The following is an 18222-nucleotide window of genomic DNA, read 5'->3' as shown; positions in this document are numbered from 1 at the left end:
CTCGCCGTAATCCGGCCTACAGCCCTTCACTTTCCGTTCTCGACATATTTAAGGGAAATGATGGATTCCAACCCGAACACAGAGCCGCAGTCGGAGAACCCTACTGCTGCCAACGCGAGCGCTTCGCGCCGCAAACGCAAGATGCGCCGGACGCTCGCCGGTGCAGCTGCTTTGTCTGTGGGACTTACCGGTGCAGGCATCTTGGCCAGCGCATTGACTCCAGACGCTCAGGTAGCAACCGCACAGCGTGATGACCAAGCCCTTATTCAAGAGGGTAAGGACATTTACGAAGTTGCTTGCATTACTTGTCACGGCACAAACCTGCAAGGCGTACCTGACCGTGGGCCATCACTGATTGGTGTCGGTGAAGGTTCCGTTTACTTCCAGGTTCACTCCGGCCGCATGCCGATGATGTCTAACGACGCCCAGGCGGAACGTAAAACTCCTCGCTATACGGAACAACAAACTCTTGCGTTGGCTGCTTACGTTGCAGCCAACGGCGGGGGACCCGAACTGGTATATAACGACGATGGCACCATCGCAATGGAAGAGCTGCGCGGTTCCTCCTACGATGGAAAGATCCATCCAGAAGATATCGCACGTGGTTCGGAGTTGTTCCGTATGAACTGTGCTTCTTGCCATAACTTTACCGGTCGTGGTGGCGCTCTGTCGTCAGGTAAGTATGCGCCTCCACTGGACCCGGCGAACGAGCAAGAGATTTATCAAGCCATGTTGACTGGCCCGCAGAACATGCCGAAGTTCTCTGAACGTCAACTTACCCACGACGAGAAAGCAGACATCATCGCGTTTATCAAGGACGCTAAAGAGTCTCCATCCTCAGGCGGTTGGTCTGTCGGCGGATTGGGCCCTGTCGCTGAAGGCTTGGCCATGTGGATCATCGGCATCACCGCTTTGGTTGGTGCAGCTATGTGGATTGGATCGCGTACCTAATGTCGAACGAGAAAAAAAATTACACGGAACAAGAGCTTCGGGGCATGAGCCAGGATGAATTGGCTCAACTTGGTACCGAGCTCGATGAAGTGACAGTTGCTTATCGGAAAGAGCGCTTCCCGGTAGAGAACGATCCTGCTGAAAAGCGTGCCTCCATCTCCGTTGGCATCTTCTTTGCAATTGCAGTCGTTGCCGCTATCGCGTTTTTAGGCGTGTACCTTTTCTGGCCTTGGGGCTACAAAGGGCACGGCGAAGACGGCCAGTGGTTGCACGCGGTATACACCCCCTTATTAGGTCTTACCTCCGGTTTGGCCATCCTTTGCTTGGGCATCGGTGTAGTCATGATCGTCAAAAAGATGGTGCCGGAAGAAATTGCCGTGCAGAATCGCCACGACGGGCGTTCTGATGAGGTTGACCGCCAGACCGTTACCGCGTTGCTGAATGACGCTTGGCAGACTTCCACCCTCGGTCGTCGTAAAGCACTGCAGGGTCTGCTTGGCGGCGCAGGTATCCTTGCAGGTCTTGTAGTAATTGCACCGCTGGGCGGAGCTATCCGCAATCCTTGGAAGCCACGCCACGAGCTCAACTACAACGGAGACGGAACTCTGTGGACATCCGGGTGGACGCTTCACGATAAAGGCGTAAAGCTTTACCTTGCCCGGGATACCGGAGCGATTGCCGAATACCACGAAGGGCAGGCCGGGAATCACTGGGAGACCAAAGGCGTTACCCGTCTTGTCCGCGTTCGCCCCGAAGACCTGTCTGCAGCCGCGATGGAAACCGTTTTCCCATTGGCAGAAGACGATGTGAACGATGGAGATCGTTACGATCCACAGCGCGACGTATACGAAAACCATATGCACTCTATCCACGGCCCACGCAACGCCGTTATGCTCATTCGCTTGCGCCATGACGATGCCAAAGCTGTTGTCGAGCGCGAAAACCAGGAAGATTTCCACTACGGCGATTACTACGCGTACTCCAAGATCTGTACGCATGTCGGTTGTCCAACCTCTCTATTTGAGGCACAGACTAACCGCATCCTGTGCCCGTGCCACCAGTCGCAGTTCGACGCTATGCAATACGCAAAGCCTGTCTTCGGACCTGCGGCCCGTGCGTTGCCACAGTTGCCCATCACCGTTGACGAAGAGGGGTACCTCATCGCTCGCGGTAACTTCATCGAGCCAGTTGGCCCGGCTTTCTGGGAGCGTGAATCCTAATGAGCAATAAACTCGGACAAATAGCAGACAATGTTGATTCGCGTTACACCATCTCCGGGATGGTGCGCACCCAGATCAACAAAGTCTTCCCAACCCACTGGTCCTTCATGTTGGGTGAGATTGCTCTGTACAGCTTCATTATCTTGTTGCTTACAGGCGTGTACCTAACTCTGTTTTTCGACCCATCAATCACCAAGGTGATCTACGACGGCGGATACCTGCCGTTGAATGGCGTCGAGATGTCACGCGCATATGCAACCGCACTCGATATTTCTTTCGAAGTGCGCGGTGGCCTGTTCGTGCGTCAGATGCACCACTGGGCAGCCCTCATGTTCATGATGTCGATGGTTGCTCACATGCTCCGCGTGTTCTTCACTGGTGCATTCCGGCGTCCTCGTGAAGCTAACTGGATCATCGGTTGCGCATTGATCATGCTCGGCATGGTTGAAGGCTTCATGGGCTACTCTTTGCCGGACGACCTTCTCTCCGGTGTCGGTTTGCGCATTATGTCGGCCATCATCCTCGGTGTGCCTATCATCGGAACTTGGATCCACTGGGCCATCTTCGACGGGGACTTCCCATCGGACCTGATGCTAGACCGTTTCTACGTGCTGCACGTCCTTATCATCCCAGGAATTATCCTCGCGCTAATTGCTGCCCACTTGATGCTAGTTTGGTACCAAAAGCACACCCAATTACCTGGTCCGGGGCGCACTGAAAACAATGTTGTAGGCGTCCGGATTATGCCAGTATTCGCTACTAAGGCGATTGGCATGGGTTTGATCGTTGCCGGTGTTCTCGCATTGATGGCGGGGCTGCTGACCATCAACGGTTTCTGGACTATTGGACCTTACAACCCATCGCAGGTATCCGCAGGTTCGCAGCCTGACGTTTATATGTTGTGGACCGACGGTGTTGCCCGCATTATGCCAGCTTGGGAGCTGTACATCGCCGGCTACACGATCCCATCAGCATTCTGGGTCGCGTTGATGTGTGGTGTGATGGTAATGCTGCTCTTCGCTTACCCTGCCCTGGAAAAGAAGGCGACCGGCGACGATGCGCACCATAACCTGTTGCAACGTCCACGCGACGTTCCAGCGCGTACCGCAATCGGCGCAATGGCGATCACGTTCTTCCTGCTGGTGACCATTTCCGGTGGTAACGACCACATCGCCCACTTCTTCAACATTTCGTTGAATGCCATGACCTGGTTCGGCCGCATCGGCTTGGTAGTGCTCCCACCGCTGGTTTACTTCTTGACCTACCGCATTTGTGTCTCGCTGCAGCGTTCTGACCGCGAGGTGCTGGAACACGGCATCGAAACCGGCACAATCAAGCAGCTGCCGAATGGTGCATTCATCGAAGTACACCAGCCACTTGGACCGGTCGACGATCATGGTCATCCTATTCCGTTGGAGTACGCAGGTGCGGCCGTACCGAAACAGCTGAATAACTTAGGCTATGCCGACCAGAATGCGTCCGGCGTCTTTAGCCCGGATCCAGATGACGTAGCATCTCGTCGGCGTCAGATCGAACATGACAACCATGCTGAAGAGGCTGAAATGCTGCGGCGCCTCAATGAGGCCAACCGCGAGGCTGACCGTCGCAAAGGCCACTTAGACTAAGGTAAAAGACACTTAGACCAAGTGAGCGCCACAATCTGGCCTCCATGGGGCGATGCGACGCCTTAATCAAATAGCAAAGGCTCGGTACTGGATAATCCAGTACCGAGCCTTTGGCATTTCAAGGTGTAATCTTCCGGTCGCTCGGCGATCATTGGCTACGTACGTCCAAGTCGTTGTCTGGTTTCTGCCTAACAGTGAGCACATTTAGGGTAGTTCCGTTGTCTAATTTCGCCCCAATTAAGGATTCGTGGTCGTTTCTGTCCCGGCTTAGTTTTAACGTCGAGCTTTGGTTAGTCCTGTGGTCTATGGGCCGGAATTTAGCAACCACCTGGTACTTGTGTTTGATTTCACATATCAGTAGTTTTTTAGTCTCCGCTCGCTTCCTAGGCGCTTGTGCGTCCACAGTAACGGGCATCCTTCCCTATGAAACTCCAGGAAAAATGCGGTTTTTGGGTGCTATACGGATCTTCATAGTCTTGGCGGCTTGCGAACAAATCGTTGATGTATATCTGACAACAGCAAGATAACGGGTAGATAACGGGAGTAATCACAGGCCTTGATTCGACAACGTTTGTTGTCATTTCGTAACCTATTTGAGACATTGCGTCGCACCAGTTGAATGAGTTCAGGCGGACTCGGTCGGTACGGGGCAAACTACGAAAACTGTAGTGCATACTCAATCTGATTTGGAGAAGATTTCGTGGCTAAACACCGTAAGCAGAATGTGTCCACCAAGCGTCGCGTCGCTGCAGCCTCCGCTGCTGTTGTTGGTTCGACGATGATGGCCCCGGGCATGGCGTCCGCAGCCGAATTCACAATTCCAAACACAAACTTCACCGTTGACGTTCCTGGCGTAGAAAACATCCCTGGGGCGGATCAACTACTCGGTAGCTCCCAGGCGCCCGCACCTCATGTAAACCCAGTGCAGGTGGCTCACGCTTCCGTGGCATCGAAGGGGCAGCAGATCGTAGATGCCGCTCGTTCAGCAATCGGTAGCCCTTACGCATGGGGAGCGGCAGGGCCAGGTTCTTTTGATTGCTCCGGTTTGACGAGCTGGGCTTACCAGCAGGCCGGCGTGAATATTCCGCGCACGTCACAAGCTCAGGCAGCTGGCGGTACGCGTGTGTCACTCGATGCTTTGCAACCAGGCGATATCATTGCCTACTACGGTGGTGCCTCTCACGTCGGAATCTACACCGGCCACGGCACTATCATTGACGCTCTAAACGCCGGTAGCCCGGTCGGTGAACGCCCACTGCATTTCCAGCCAATCCATTCTGCAGTCCGTTTTTAGCTTTTTTGGGGCAGAACTAGCCAAGTCACTGTGTAGGGCGCTAGTATTGCCGTTGGTCTACTCGCTTCATCCAGAAAGTCATTTCCACGCATGTCTTCCGCTGCTTTTCGGTCGCGCCAGCGCTTCCTAGCCATCGTCACCTCCAGTGCACTTGTTTTTGGTGCGGTTGGTGTCAATCCCTCCATTGCCTCGGCAGATGATGTTGAGATCGCTACTCAGCAGATTCAAGAGTCTGGCTTTGAGCTGTCCCGTAAACACGAAGAGCTGAAGAATATCGAGGAGAAGCTGAATAAACGCGCCGAGAACGTTGCACATCTCGACGCTCTCAGCGCTGATGCCAACCACAAGGCTGCTAATGCTGCTGAAGCACGCGCTCAGCTGCAAGCCACCGTGGATCAATTAGCGAAAGCCCAGTACACCGGAACGGGCTTGGATAAAGCCGCCTCTGTCATGTCGTCCGGCAGCCCACAGGAGCTTATCGACCGGCAATCGTTCATGGGGGCGCTTTCTCGTGATGCCGAAGCTGATATCGCCCGTCTACAGCAGGAGGTACGCGAGTCCGCTCGTGCGGCCAGCAAGGCGAATGCGTCGTTGCAAGAGGCGATCTTCCACAAAACCGATTTGGAAATTCAGCGCACTAAACTGCAGGAAGAGCGTGACGCCCTCGAGGCAAAAATCGGAGACCTAGAAGCCCGCGTCGAAGCGCTAAGCGACGACGAGCGCATTTCTTTGGCAGGCGGCGCTCCTGCGGACTTTGCCAAAATCGGTGATGCCTTGCTTAGCGCAGCGGGTTCAGGCGCTTCCGGTGCGGCCTTAACTCGGCTCGGTATGCCTTATAACTGGGGGGCTGCGGGACCAGATTCCTTCGACTGCTCGGGCCTTATGCACTGGGCTTATCAGCAGCAAGGGAAGAACATCCCGCGCACGTCACAAGCGCAGCTAGCCGGTGGCACTCCGGTTTCCCTGAATGCTTTGCAGCCCGGAGATATTATTGGTTATTACCCCGGCACCACTCACGTAGGTATGTACATCGGTGATGGCAAAGTAGTCCATGCTTCGACCTATGGCGTGCCCGTGCAGGTTGTTCCTTATGATTCGATGCCGATCACTGGTGCTTCCCGGTATTAAATAGTCGCCTACTGCACGGAACCCAACCCGCGTCTCAGTACGAGCCGCGGGTCTATTAGTGCCATCCCTAACAACCAAAGCGATATTTAGTTCGGCGGCCATAATTCAGGTGGCGGTAAAGCATTTCGGAACGCACCGCAGCATAGACAAGTGGATGGAGTATAGTAACTACGTTATGTCTATTGCCCCTAATGCCTTGACGATCGGTGTGGATATTGGTGGCACCAATATGCGTGCGGCTGTCGTTGACACGCACGGTGAAATCCTCGATCGTGCAGCCACACTCACACCAAACAGCGAAGACGTTCTGGTCGACAAATTGGTCGCACTTGTCAACACTCTCCGGGACCGTCATGAAATTGCAGCTGTTGGACTGGCAGTCGCGGGCTTTTTGGACCCTGATTGCACTACCGTTCGCTTCGCACCGCATTTGCCTTGGCGCGATGCCCCTGTTCGAGAGATCATGACTGATCGTTTGCAACTTCCCGTGCGCTTAGAACACGATGCCAATTCTGCAGCATGGGGAGAGTACGTTTTCGGCCAAGCTCGGGAAGCCGGAACCTGGGTCTATTTTTCGGTAGGTACCGGTATCGGGGCAACAATTATGCACCGCGGAGAAATCTTCCGTGGTTCTTTTGGTATGGCGCCAGAATTCGGGCACGTCACGGTAGTGCCTGGTGGTAGGCAATGCTCATGTGGAAAACGGGGATGTCTGGAGCGTTATGCGTCCGGTACGGCATTGGCGGACACAGTCCTGGAACTCGCTGACGACTGCCCGGAGTATCGCAGAAGTCCTTTGCTGCATACCGCGTCAACAGGTGAAGAGATCATGAACGCCGCGCGTGATGGTGATGCACTTGGGCAGGCGGTGGTTAGTGAGTTCGCACGTTGGCTTGGGATCGGCCTGTCGTTCGTTGCGGATGTCATCGACCCGGAATTGATCGTGCTCGGAGGTGGGGTAGTTGGTAATCACGATTTATTTTTGCCAGCTGCAGATCGGGTGCTCAGACAATCAATGGTGGCTGCGACACATCGGCCACACCCAGAGGTTTCTGTCGCGAAACTAGGTTCTGCGGCAGGTATGGTCGGAGTTGCACATTTATCGCGTTATGCTGAGAATTTTCCTAATTAGGCAACTCCGTAATTTAAGCTCCATAAATTAATCTAGGAAGGCTGGTTAAGGGCTGTGGCACACGTAGAAACCAAGAGCATGAACAACGGCTGGTACCACTTTTTCAAATACGTTTTGATTGGCCCATGGTTACGGTTGTGGAATCGCCCTGTTACGGAAGGTTTAGGCAATGTTCCGAAGCAAGGGGCTGCGATGGTCGTCTCGAATCACCAAGCGGTGATGGATTCATTCTATTTGCCGTTGGTTTGCCCGCGACAGTTTACATTTCCGGCGAAAAAAGAGTACTTCACAGGTAAAGGAATTGTCGGTTCCCTGCAGCGTTTCTTTTTCACCTCTGTCGGCCAGGTCCCTATTGACCGTAAGGCGAAAGACGCGGGTGGAGCGCTCGTAGACACTGCAAAGAGCGTCTTCGCAAGGGGAGATCTACTAGGCATTTACCCAGAAGGTACCCGTAGTCCTGATGGCAGGGTTTACCGGGGCCGCACTGGCATGGCACGCATCGCTATGGAAACTGACGTGCCTGTTATCCCTGTCGCGATGATTAATGTTGCTAAAGCGAACCCCATCGGTACCTGGATCCCGCGCCCAGTTAAGGTCGGCGTTCGTTTTGGCACACCTGTTTCTCCCCACGAATGGGCGCGGAAACGTGGCTTAGACCCGAAAGAACACCAAACGATGCGTGATTTTACGGACTTCATTATGCATGAGCTTGCGGAATTAACCGGCGTTGAATACGTCGATCATTATGCCTCTGAGGTGAAAGAGTCGCTAGCTGCCGGAAATGGATACCCGGAAGGTGCCGAGCCAAACCAGACATAATTGCAGGAGTATCGTGGCGCAGCAGAGACTCAAGTGGCCCGATATCGCCCGGGGTGTATCGATTCTAGGCGTGATCATTCTGCACGTATCGCTGGCAGTTCCTGAGGCACGTGATACCTGGCTTTCCCAAGCAAATGAATTTCTGGATCCACTGCGCATGCCGCTATTCTTTTTAGTCAGCGGGTTGTTCTCGGCGAAAGTATTCCGGTTTAGTTTTCAACAACTTTTCACGCGTAGACTGTGGTTTCTTCTGGTCCCTTATATCTTTTGGGTGCCACTCGAACTAGCGGCATACCAGGTTGTACTCGTTAATGATTATGACGCGGAGTGGCCACCTGCACAATACTTTCTCAAACAGGTAATCACAGGTTCTACTTTGATCTGGTTTTTGTACGCGTTGGTGCTTTTTAACATCGCTTTGTGGGCACTTCGCGCGTTGCCAGGCTGGGTAGCAGTTCTGGTGTCTTTCATCGTGCCGGTGTTATTGCTTCCGTTTCACGAGCACTGGCATATGATCGCTAAATCGGTTATATATCTGCCGGTATTCGTTTTTGCCGCATATTTTGCATCCTCCATCCACCGCTTTACCGCTCATGCGAAGCGAGTTCCGGTGGTGATCAGTGCTCTGGTGGCTTATTTGTTGGGTTATGCCGGGGCGCAGTTGTGGGAAAGTGTACGCGGTGAACAGGCTTACTGGAGTGGTCCGGGGTCTATTGAGTTTGGACCTTTTGAGTTGGATTTGTTCTTCCGCATTATCCAGCATGCGTTTTCTTTGCCTGCCGCGATAGTGCTGTCGGTGTTACTGACCTATCTTCCGCGAGTCAGCACCGTGTTATTAAAATTTGGTCGGAATACTTTGCCACTGTATATCGGACACCACTTCGGCATCATGGCGCTGTTTCACTATCAGCGTTTGTGGGTGGTGGATGTCGAATTGCAAGATATCACCCGCTTTGGCCGTTTTCCGTTTGAAAATTCCCTGTTCTGGGCATTTTGCGGTCTGCTCGGTGCTTTAGCTACGGGTGCGGTGCTGAAATATCTCACACGCGTCAAATCTTTGCGGTGGTTGTTATACCCGCCCCCGTTGTCAGCACTCGGTAGGCGCGAGTAAGATCAGTGCCGAATGCGCAGGACGCTAAGCAGAAAGAAGCTTTTCGTGGATAAACTCACCATTTTTCGACTGGTTGCGGTCACTGCCAGTATCGTTGGCTACGTCGTTTTAGCATCGATTGGTGTAGACGCCACCATCGTCGGTCCCATTTCGGTGGTGTTGATTCTCCTGCTGTTGTTCGTTCCGCTACGACGCCGTTGACTAGGCTGCCGTCGATATTGATTTAGGAAGAAGCAAGCATTTCGTGCGCTATTTTTATGACACCGAATTCATCGAAGACGGCACCACCATTCAGCTGGTCTCGATCGGCATTGTCTCAGAACGCGGTGAAGAATACTATGCCGTGTCTACAGATTTCGAACCGCAACGTGCAAATTCTTGGGTACGTAAAAATGTACTGAGTAAGTTGCCGCCCCGCAACGCGAGTGTCTGGAAAACCAATTCGCAGATTCGTCGGGAGGTTCTCCAATTCCTTACCGCCGAGGGACGCCCAGACCTTTGGGCGTGGGTCGGTGCGTATGACCATGTGGTGCTTGTGCAGTTATGGGGTGATATGAGTGGATTACCACAAGCAATTCCGAGGTTTACCCATGAGCTGAAACAGTTGTGGGAAATGGTCGGAAGGCCGAAATTACCGGATGTGCCGAAAGGTAACCATGACGCGCTTGTCGACGCCCGGCACAACCTGGAAAAATTCAAGGTCTGCCAAAAACTAGCCCGTTTAGATCGGGATAACCGAGGGCAAAGAATGCTATCTTAGCTCTCTTCAATTACTTCTGCTTTAATGGAAGCGTGAGTTGGACAGTAGATATCCCCAAAGACGCGCTACCTGATCTTCCACCGCTTCCGGATGGCATCCGTGAGCGGTTTGAAGATGTCATTGCTCGTCCAGCCTTTCAGCAGCCCACGTGGGACCGTGCACAAGCCGATAACGTGCGCAAAATTTTGGAATCGGTCCCACCGATTGTTCTGCCACCAGAGGTTTACAACCTGAAGTCGCAGTTGGCTCAGGTTGCTAACGGCGAAGCTTTCTTACTGCAGGGTGGAGACTGTGCGGAATCATTTGAAACCAATACCGAACCGCATATCCGGGGCAATATCAAGACTTTGCTGCAAATGGCAGTGGTGCTGACTTATGGGGCCTCGACGCCCGTCGTCAAGCTTGCTCGTATTGCCGGCCAGTACGCCAAACCCCGTTCATCAGATCGAGACGGCAATGGTCTGCTGAATTATCGCGGTGACATCGTGAATGGCGTCGAGCCGACCGAAGAAGCTCGTAGGCACGACCCGGCTCGTATGATTCGCGCTTATGCTAACTCCTCAGCCGCGATGAACCTCGTTCGTTCACTTACTTCATCGGGGACCGCCGATCTGCACCGATTGAATGAATGGAACCGTAAGTTTGTCGCCACGTCGTCCGCCGGGGCACGTTACCAGGCTTTGGCAAACGAGATTTCGCGTGGTCTGCGTTTCATGGATGCGTGCGGCGTCAATGACAATGTGCTGAAGACCGCCGATATCTACTGTTCACACGAGGCTCTGCTTGTTGACTACGAACGTGGCATGCTGCGTTTGGGGCAAGACGAAAATGGTGAAACCAAGCTGTATGATTTATCGGCGCATCAGGTTTGGATCGGTGAGCGCACACGTGGTTTGGACGATTTCCACGTTAATTTCTGCTCGCTGATTGCGAACCCAGTGGGAATCAAGATCGGCCCATCGGTTACCCCAGAAGAGGCACTAGCTTATGCCGAGAAACTGGATCCGAATAAGGAACCAGGTCGGCTGACTTTCGTCGCACGCATGGGGCATGACAAGATTCGCAGCGTTTTGCCGGGTGTGATTAAGGCAGTGGAGGAAGCTGGACACAAGGTTGTTTGGCAGTCAGATCCGATGCATGGCAACACATTTACTTCTTCAAATGGCTATAAAACCCGCCATTTTGACAAAATCATTGACGAAGTGCAGGGATTTTTCGAAGTACACCGCGCGCTGGGGACTCACCCGGGCGGGATTCACATTGAGCTGACCGGCGAAAATGTCACCGAGTGTCTCGGTGGTGCAGAGGATATTACGGATGTCGATTTGCCTGGACGTTATGAATCAAAGGTTGATCCACGTCTGAATACGCAACAGTCTTTAGAGCTGGCGTTTCTGGTCGCTGAAATGCTTCGTAATTAGTACAAGCCGATCCCAGCCAACATTAGATCTGGTTGGGATGTGGGATGTCTCCCTGCGTGCGTGCTGTAGGAGCGCGACGTGACACTGCTGCCGTGCTCCGTATTCGGCGACTAAACGCAGGAAGGTGTGTATTCGAACCTCCATGGCGGAGCACAGCGCACCATGCAGACCGTCAGAGCCATAATTGCGGCATATAACCGTAGCCACCCGAACCAAACCACCAGCTGGCTACAGCGACGGCTCCGGTTGCCAAAGCCATCAAGAAAACCACCAGAAACAGCTTTACTCGAGAGCGGTTGCTGAGTGGTTTTTCCTTTGGTGCAGGGCTTGCCGACGCAGGTGGTTGCATCGCCGGGGCTGCGGGTGGTCTTGGCCCAGTAACTGGTGCAATAGGTGCTGAAGGCGCTGCTGGTGTAGGCAGTGCGATTGCTGGTTCGACGGCTCCCGGGTTAGCGGATGCAGACGGAGTAGCGACGTCGGCGGAGTCAGCAATGGTGCCGTCGGCAAGTGTTTCCGGTGCTTCTTCGCGTTCGGAATCGCTAGCTGCCGGTGCCCCGGAAGCTTCGTCCATCACAGGTAAATGGGCAGTAGCTTCGGGGAGTGGAGATTCTGCGAATGGTGCTAGTACTGCAGCCCGGTGCGCGGCAGCATTCTCGGGCACGGGCACGGCGATGTGCGGCAGTAGGAGCTCACTGGCGACGTCGTCCAGAGCATCCAAAAATTCTTGTGCATCGCGGAAGCGCTCGTCGGGATTGCGGGTGGTTGCCGAGGCTACCAATGCATCAAATAGCGGCGGGATACCATCGATCAGATCTGATGGCGCTGGAACATCATTATGCAGGCGAGCGAGCGCCCGGCCGAGGGAAGTTTCCCCCTCAAAGGGAACCTTGCCGGTTAATAGCTCAAACAATACGATTCCGGCGGAGTACACGTCGGTTGCCGGTGTGATGTGGCCACCGTCGACCTGTTCTGGGGAAATATACGAGACGGTGCCGACGATTTGGTTGGAGGTTTTCTGTGGGTTGTTCATCGCCCGCACCAAACCAAAATCGGCGAGTTTGATGCCACCATCGGCGTCGATAAGCACGTTGTGGGGCTTGATATCACGATGTACCAAGCCTTTGTCGTGCGCCACCACCAGCCCCTGCAACACGGAGCGCAGCAAAACCGTGGCGGTGGCCGGATCCATAGGGCCAGTTTCTGCTAAGAGCTCACCTAAAGTACCGCCGGTTATCAGCTCTGTGATTAAGAAGATGTGTTCGCCCGCGGAAGAAAAATCATAAACGCCCAGGATATTGGGATGGCGCAGTTGTGCCATTGCGCGAGCTTCGCGGGTGAAACGGTCCCTGGAAATAGGATCGTCGAGGTAATCGCCATCCATGACTTTTGCTGCGACTGCGCGCCCAAGCCGGAGGTCTAGACAGCGGTAGACGGTGGACATGCCGCCACGCGCAATCGTGCGGTCTATGCGGTAGCGGTCCTCAAGTACCTCACCTGGTTCCAGCCTTGTCATGGTTTCCAGTATGACTGATGAGCCGGAATAAGTGTGTACAGGGCGCGGGAAAATCTTGTCAGTGAAACTCTTAGCTGAAACGATTAGCTGAAATTCTTAGCTGCGCGCTTCGATCGTCGGCCTGGGTAGTAGAGTGGTGGCGTGTTGGATAATGAAGAACAGTTGAGTGAAAGAGCACTAGCCCGGTTGCTTGCCGACGATGAGCTGCTAACGCTACCGCAGGTTGCAGAAAAACTCGGGCTGCGCATCACGCGTGTGCATGACTTATTGTCTGCAAAGCAGATCATCGCGGTAGAGCTCGAAGGCCACCGCTATGTCCCAGCAGCCTTTTTTAATGACAAGGGCGCGATCAGCAAACACGTCTCTGGTGTGATTACCGTGCTTTCCGACGGAGGGTTTAGTAACAGCGAGATTTTCGCACACCTGTTTACCGCTGATGAGACTCTGCCGGGCCGTCCGATTGACGCGCTGCACGGGCACCTGGCGCGGGAAGTTATTCGCCGCGCGCAGGCTCTAGCGTTTTAGCACTGTGCTCGGGATTTCTGGGGCGCGTTTTCGTTAGCGCTTGCTCCGCCAGGGGTATTACCAGGGTAGCTAACTCGGGTGCCGAGTGGGAATACCAGGATGGTCAGTGCCCAGGCAACAGCGCCCGTCGCCAATACCCAGACCAGGTTGTAAAACTGGTGGTTTCCCCCTGCTGCAAAGCCGAGCGCGATAAACACCGAACCGCCAGTCGCTAGTTTCCATACCCACATTGGCGGGCGCCCCACTCCAACTAACGAGATGAGTGAGGCGTAGTACCAGGGCAGCGTGACTGAGTTCGCGACAAACGCGACGGAGTACGCCGCGGCAATGCCATGTACAGCGGCTCGCTGTGTTTTTCGGAATACCAACCAGGTAACCGCCAACCCAGCCAGCATGAGCACTGAGCCAACTGTTCGAGTTAGTGTCAAAACTTGGTTATAGGTGAGGTCGATTTCGGCGAGCCCCAAAACCCCACTGACGAGCACATCGGTTACCAGCGTTGGCAATGCCAAAGGGTTTACCACCTTCGAATTGCCGGTTATCTCTGTCAGCCAGCCCCAGGAAGAGCCAGACGCTAGCGTGACCGCTGCAATCACTAGGACCGTTTCCACAACCGCACTGATGCCTAGCACCAGCAAAGCCACCAGGCGCCTCCACACTGGATCGTGCAACGCGGTGTAGTGACGCAACATCATCCAAACAACGAATGGCAGCGCGATGCCCGCAGTTGCTTTTAGCGACACTGCGACCGCGATCAAGGCAATTCCAGAAACAAAGCGTTTGCGCAGCGACAACAGCAGGCCCAGCGAAACCAGGCCGACCATCACCGATTCGTTGTGCATGCCCCCAATCAGATGCAAAATCAACACCGGGTTCGCCACGCCAATCCATAGCGCAAGTTCGGGGTTGCCACCCAGGTACTGAGCGATCCGCGGTACCGCATAGACGATGCCGGCGAAACCCAACACCGATAGCAACTTGTAAACAACGATGCCCGCTGTGACGTTATCGCCCACGAGAGCAGTAATGATTTCCCCGGTCCATAAATGCAGCGGGCCATACGGGGTAGTGGTATTGCGCCAGTCATGGGAAACTTCCAGCAAATACGGTCCTGGGTTGACTGCCGCACCGTCGTTGTAAGGGTCGAAGCCATCGCGAAGCATCGCGCCCTGCATTAAATAGGAATACACATCCCGCGATGCCAGCGGCCCTGCGAATAACAGAGGCGCGGCCCAAACCACAATGTGCTTGCCGACGGAACTTCCGGTTTGTGGTAGACCACTGTTCTGCTTTTCGACGAGCTGACGACCCAGAAGCGCCCAGGCTGTTACCAGCAAGAATAGTGCTATCCAGTAGATTACGCTTGCGAGTCCGCGTGCGTGGCCGAAGGTGAGAAAACTCAACCCGAGGTCATGTAATATTCCACCGCGGTTTCGGACAGCACCCGCACCGAAGGACGAGAGCGTCAGTAGCACGGTTGCGGCTAGTCCGAGCCATAACGGGCGCGGGGCGTGCAGTCGAACCGTCATCAGCTATGACGCCTCGTGGCTTTGAGTGCAAGTGCTTCCAGACTGTCCCGCACGTCGTCGGCAAGGGGTACCGCATGGAGGTGTGCTAACCCAGACTCATACAGACTGTCGATGGTGCTTTCTATTTCTTCAACTGCACCAGACTTGGTGATAATTTCTCGCATACGATTTATCTCGTCTGGGTCGGCAGTATTACCCAGCAGCTTCCGAAGATCGGCCGCTGCTGATTGATCATGTTTATCAGTGCGAGTGAGCGTGAGGGCAATAAGCTCGGTGCGTTTGCCTTCGCGGAGGTCGTCGCCAGCGGGTTTGCCTGTGATCGCCGGGTCGCCGAAGACTCCGAGTAGATCGTCGCGCAACTGGAAAGCGATACCGATATCGCGCCCATATCCGCGGAAAGCTGAAATGAGTTCTTCGGAACCACCACCGATAGCTGCCCCCAAATGCAGTGGACGTTCAATCGTATAGGCGGCAGTTTTGAAGCGGTTTACATTCGCGGCCAAAGCGCGGGATTCGTCGGCATGAGCTTCGATGGAAATATCAAGTAGTTGCCCACCAATGACTTCTTGGCGCATATGGTGCCAAGGTTTTTGTGAGCGTAATAGAGCGTGCGTGCTGATTCCTGATTCGTGGAACATATCATCGGCCCAAGCCAATGCCATATCGCCCAGCAAAATCGCGACGGAAGTACCGAAATGCTGCCCGTCGCCGAGCAAACCTTGCCCCTGATGGCGTTGTGCGACCTGCCGGTGTACAGCAGGCTTGCCGCGTCGGGTTTCTGAAGCATCGAGAATGTCGTCGTGTATCAGAGCGCAGGCTTGGATGAGTTCCAAAGAGGCAGCGGCTCGAATGACGGCAGCATGGTCTTCGGGGGAGGTTGATTCCGCGGTGGCCCCACAAAAACCCGCCCACAAGTAGAGAGGGCGGATGCGCTTACCACCTTCGAGAACGAAGCGTTCCAGGTATTCGGCGGCTTCTGTCACGGGGGTGCCGATACTGCTGAGCTCACTACGTCGAGAAGCAAAAAATTCTTCTAGTGCACGCTGTACGGCGCCGGGAAGTTCCTCGAGGGTTAGCAATGGCTCGTTGTGATCACGCAATTCGAATGCCACGGAAAAGTCCTTGCATGGGTGGTTGGGAAGCTTGCAGTACCTGTGAGCCTACTGGGTTTCGGTACCAGGTAGCGGTAATGGGGCTGCCAAAATTGCATAATCGCGACGATCGCCAGGGTAGTGGACGTGCCTGGCGACATCACGGAACCCTAAGGAACGGTATAGACCAAAAGCACGATTGGCTTCACCAGCAACTTCGGGGGTGGAAAGCAATAAATAATCAGCAGGCAGGTTCCATGCCAGTTGGGTGAGCAGATGCTTGCCGACGCCGTGTCCTTGCATCTGTGGCAAGACATGCAGTTCAGCCAGCTCTATATAGCTGGCGAGCTTTTCGTGGTGTTCGTCAGTGGTCCCGGCCTGTTCTAGGAAAGCGCGTAAGTGGTTGTCCCACCAATATCCGCGGTGTCCCAAAAAACCGTACGCAACCCCAATGATTGTGTCTCCGAATACTGCAATGATGGCGCTGAAGCCTGGATGAAAAATATCGCGTCGCCAGGAGTTTATTCGACTGCTGGCGATGTTCGCTGGGTAGTCCATAGCGCGCAAGTAGATGTTCACTAAATCGGGCACCAAAAGAGAAAATTCCTGTGGCGATAGGCGTCGGTATTCGATCTTCATGCAGGTCACCGTCATTCTTTCGAACTAATTTTCGTCTAATCTGGGGTGGGTGTGAGTTTCTAGGCGTAGTTTCAAATTCCACACGCTGAATGCAGTGCTAAAAGCGGCGAAAGCGCAAAGCGATGACAGTCCGCAAAGTTGCTGTGGGGCAGTGAGGTAATTGGATAAACGAGACAATCGGAAACGAAAACGAGGTAGATGATGACGTCACAGGTTATTTCTGCAACAACTAAATTTAACCACACGACTGATGTCTCGCGTGCACGTCATCAGAAGCTGTTGGATAGTGCTGTGTTGCTTGTAGAGCAGGCGCGTGAACAATTCCGAGCGGGGGAAGATGTGCGCGCTTTTGAGCTTGCTTATATGGCTGGTTTGCGTCTGGCTGGAGCTCGGGTGGCGCTTTCTCCCGTGGAGCGCAAGAGGCGTAAGCCATCTAGTGCTTGGGGGCAGTTGGCGCTTGTTGATGCTGAGGCCGAGCGGTGGGCACAGCGGTTTCAGCAATTTTCTGGAATCCGCCGAGATATAGACCTCGGCCAGGCAGTGGAGGTTTCCCAATTACAGGTCATCTCCCTGATAAAACTGGTTTCGGAATTTTTGGCTGAAGTGTCTTCTGTCGCTCCGGTTGTGCGCAGTGCGGCTTAATTGCTCTTGGGGGTGCGACATTGTTTCTGGGGGCTTACGGCTAGGGCGAGTTGTTTGCTGGGCGAAGACAAAAGTAGAAATTCCGGGAACAATAGCGATACTCTGGGCGTTGATTAGATAGAAAACAAGTGAGAAGTGTCCATGCGCGCTGTTGGCAGGCCGTGTGGGATGCCAATTGCCCCACCAGGAGGAATCACCGTGTCGCTGTCTGAGCAAGAGCAGCAAGCACTCCGTCAGATTGAGGAGTCGCTGCTTGCTGAAGACCCTAAGTTTGGCTCTTCAGTTTCCGAAGATGACTCGTCCTTCACTGGTTTTGGTGAGGGTGGGGGAATCACCTTGCGTGGAGTCGCACTAGCAGTAGTTGGGTTGGTGGCGGTTATCGGCGGCGCCGCGGCTGCGCAATTCAGTCTTTGGTATATCGCTATCAGTATTGTCGGTTTCTTGGTTATGTTTGGCGCCGGTGTTTGGATGCTCCGGGGTGATGGAAATTCCAGTGGCCAGCTTTCGTCGGCTTCGCTTAAGAACACTGTTTCTTCATCCCCTGCACGCGAGAAAGCTTCTAATGCGTTCAAGTCCTCTCGTGGTAACGATGGCAAGCGCACATTGGGGGACAAGATGGAGGAGCGATTCCGCTCGCGCTTCGATGAGAAGTAGTTCTGGGGCTTTCGCCCGTAAATAGCTCTATTAACCCCATGGTGGTCCTTGTGATCACCATGGGGTTTTTCTTGCATTGTGCATCCCCCACTTTGCCCCACCTTTGGGTGAGATCTGTCGAAAAGGTTAATTTTCCCGGTATTCCGATAGGGAAATTCGAGTTGAGGG

Annotated in this window: 18 protein-coding genes; 14 read left to right on the top strand and 4 right to left on the bottom strand. The window is 54.1% G+C overall.

Annotated features, from left to right (window positions below; translation table 11 throughout):
• Positions 1-57 precede the first annotated feature (57 nt).
• The 11 genes from qcrC (at position 58) to L9H78_RS07090 (ending at position 11461) form a co-directional block, all read left to right on the top strand.
• Entirely contained in the window at positions 58-951 is an 894-nt protein-coding gene (gene qcrC / locus L9H78_RS07140) for a cytochrome bc1 complex diheme cytochrome c subunit (protein WP_024272904.1), read from the top strand.
• Positions 951-2171, top strand: coding sequence for a cytochrome bc1 complex Rieske iron-sulfur subunit (gene qcrA / locus L9H78_RS07135; protein ID WP_027018322.1), 1221 nt, complete (start codon positions 951-953; stop codon positions 2169-2171). Before qcrC ends, qcrA begins: the two co-directional genes overlap by 1 nt.
• The gene (qcrB, locus tag L9H78_RS07130; protein WP_249619667.1) at positions 2171-3796 is read left to right on the top strand and encodes a cytochrome bc1 complex cytochrome b subunit; all 1626 of its coding nucleotides are present in this window, start codon (positions 2171-2173) and stop codon (positions 3794-3796) included. Before qcrA ends, qcrB begins: the two co-directional genes overlap by 1 nt.
• A gap of 700 nt (positions 3797-4496) precedes the next feature.
• Entirely contained in the window at positions 4497-5090 is a 594-nt protein-coding gene (locus L9H78_RS07125) for a C40 family peptidase (RefSeq protein WP_249617447.1), read from the top strand.
• A gap of 90 nt (positions 5091-5180) precedes the next feature.
• A complete protein-coding gene (locus L9H78_RS07120; protein WP_249617446.1) occupies positions 5181-6218 on the top strand; it encodes a C40 family peptidase in 1038 nt (345 codons plus the stop codon).
• A 175-nt stretch (positions 6219-6393) separates the two neighbouring features.
• Positions 6394-7350 (top strand): ROK family protein, encoded by a 957-nt coding sequence (locus L9H78_RS07115; RefSeq protein WP_249617445.1) that lies wholly within the window; start codon positions 6394-6396, stop codon positions 7348-7350.
• A 78-nt stretch (positions 7351-7428) separates the two neighbouring features.
• The gene (locus L9H78_RS07110; RefSeq protein WP_249620762.1) at positions 7429-8169 is read left to right on the top strand and encodes a lysophospholipid acyltransferase family protein; all 741 of its coding nucleotides are present in this window, start codon (positions 7429-7431) and stop codon (positions 8167-8169) included.
• A 13-nt stretch (positions 8170-8182) separates the two neighbouring features.
• The gene (locus L9H78_RS07105) at positions 8183-9280 is read left to right on the top strand and encodes an acyltransferase family protein (protein WP_249619666.1); all 1098 of its coding nucleotides are present in this window, start codon (positions 8183-8185) and stop codon (positions 9278-9280) included.
• A gap of 45 nt (positions 9281-9325) precedes the next feature.
• Positions 9326-9481 carry a hypothetical protein gene (locus L9H78_RS07100; RefSeq protein ID WP_021353821.1) on the top strand — a complete coding sequence of 52 codons (156 nt, stop codon included), beginning with the start codon at positions 9326-9328 and terminating at the stop codon, positions 9479-9481.
• Between the two features lie 43 nt (positions 9482-9524).
• Positions 9525-10040, top strand: a complete 516-nt coding sequence (locus L9H78_RS07095) for a polyadenylate-specific 3'-exoribonuclease AS (protein WP_021353822.1) — start codon at positions 9525-9527, stop codon at positions 10038-10040.
• Positions 10041-10072: 32 nt separating this feature from the next.
• Complete coding sequence (locus L9H78_RS07090; protein WP_249617442.1) at positions 10073-11461, top strand: class II 3-deoxy-7-phosphoheptulonate synthase; 1389 nt, start codon at positions 10073-10075, stop codon at positions 11459-11461.
• A 172-nt stretch (positions 11462-11633) separates the two neighbouring features.
• On the opposite strand, the gene L9H78_RS07085 is transcribed toward L9H78_RS07090, so the two are convergent.
• On the bottom strand, positions 11634-12974 hold the full coding sequence (locus L9H78_RS07085; protein ID WP_249619665.1) for a protein kinase domain-containing protein: 1341 nt from the start codon (positions 12972-12974) through the stop codon (positions 11634-11636).
• Positions 12975-13115: 141 nt separating this feature from the next.
• On the opposite strand from L9H78_RS07085, the gene L9H78_RS07080 reads away from it, so the two are divergent.
• The gene (locus L9H78_RS07080) at positions 13116-13499 is read left to right on the top strand and encodes an Rv2175c family DNA-binding protein (protein WP_249619664.1); all 384 of its coding nucleotides are present in this window, start codon (positions 13116-13118) and stop codon (positions 13497-13499) included.
• On the opposite strand, the gene L9H78_RS07075 is transcribed toward L9H78_RS07080, so the two are convergent.
• Genes L9H78_RS07075 through L9H78_RS07065 form a run of 3 tightly spaced genes read right to left on the bottom strand, consistent with a single transcriptional unit; the run spans position 13496 to position 16758 of the window.
• Positions 13496-15028, bottom strand: coding sequence for an alpha-(1->6)-mannopyranosyltransferase A (locus L9H78_RS07075; RefSeq protein WP_249619663.1), 1533 nt, complete (start codon positions 15026-15028; stop codon positions 13496-13498). The two genes, L9H78_RS07080 and L9H78_RS07075, sit on opposite strands and share 4 nt — an antisense overlap.
• Positions 15028-16140 carry a polyprenyl synthetase family protein gene (locus L9H78_RS07070; protein WP_249619662.1) on the bottom strand — a complete coding sequence of 371 codons (1113 nt, stop codon included), beginning with the start codon at positions 16138-16140 and terminating at the stop codon, positions 15028-15030. Before L9H78_RS07070 ends, L9H78_RS07075 begins: the two co-directional genes overlap by 1 nt.
• 48 nt (positions 16141-16188) lie before the next feature.
• Positions 16189-16758: a GNAT family N-acetyltransferase gene (locus tag L9H78_RS07065; RefSeq protein ID WP_249619661.1), complete on the bottom strand. Its 570-nt coding sequence runs from the start codon at positions 16756-16758 to the stop codon at positions 16189-16191.
• Between the two features lie 198 nt (positions 16759-16956).
• Between L9H78_RS07065 and L9H78_RS07060 the strand changes: the two genes are divergently transcribed.
• Positions 16957-17400, top strand: a complete 444-nt coding sequence (locus L9H78_RS07060; protein ID WP_249619660.1) for an SAV_6107 family HEPN domain-containing protein — start codon at positions 16957-16959, stop codon at positions 17398-17400.
• Between the two features lie 198 nt (positions 17401-17598).
• The gene (locus L9H78_RS07055) at positions 17599-18054 is read left to right on the top strand and encodes a DUF3040 domain-containing protein (RefSeq protein WP_249619659.1); all 456 of its coding nucleotides are present in this window, start codon (positions 17599-17601) and stop codon (positions 18052-18054) included.
• The last annotated feature ends 168 nt before the right edge of the window (positions 18055-18222 follow it).

It is taken from the genome of Corynebacterium pseudodiphtheriticum (genome assembly GCF_023509295.1).
GTDB classification, from domain to species: domain Bacteria; phylum Actinomycetota; class Actinomycetes; order Mycobacteriales; family Mycobacteriaceae; genus Corynebacterium; species Corynebacterium pseudodiphtheriticum.
The sequence above is the reverse complement of the archived record's forward strand: the minus strand, read 5'-3'. Positions and strand labels throughout refer to the sequence as shown.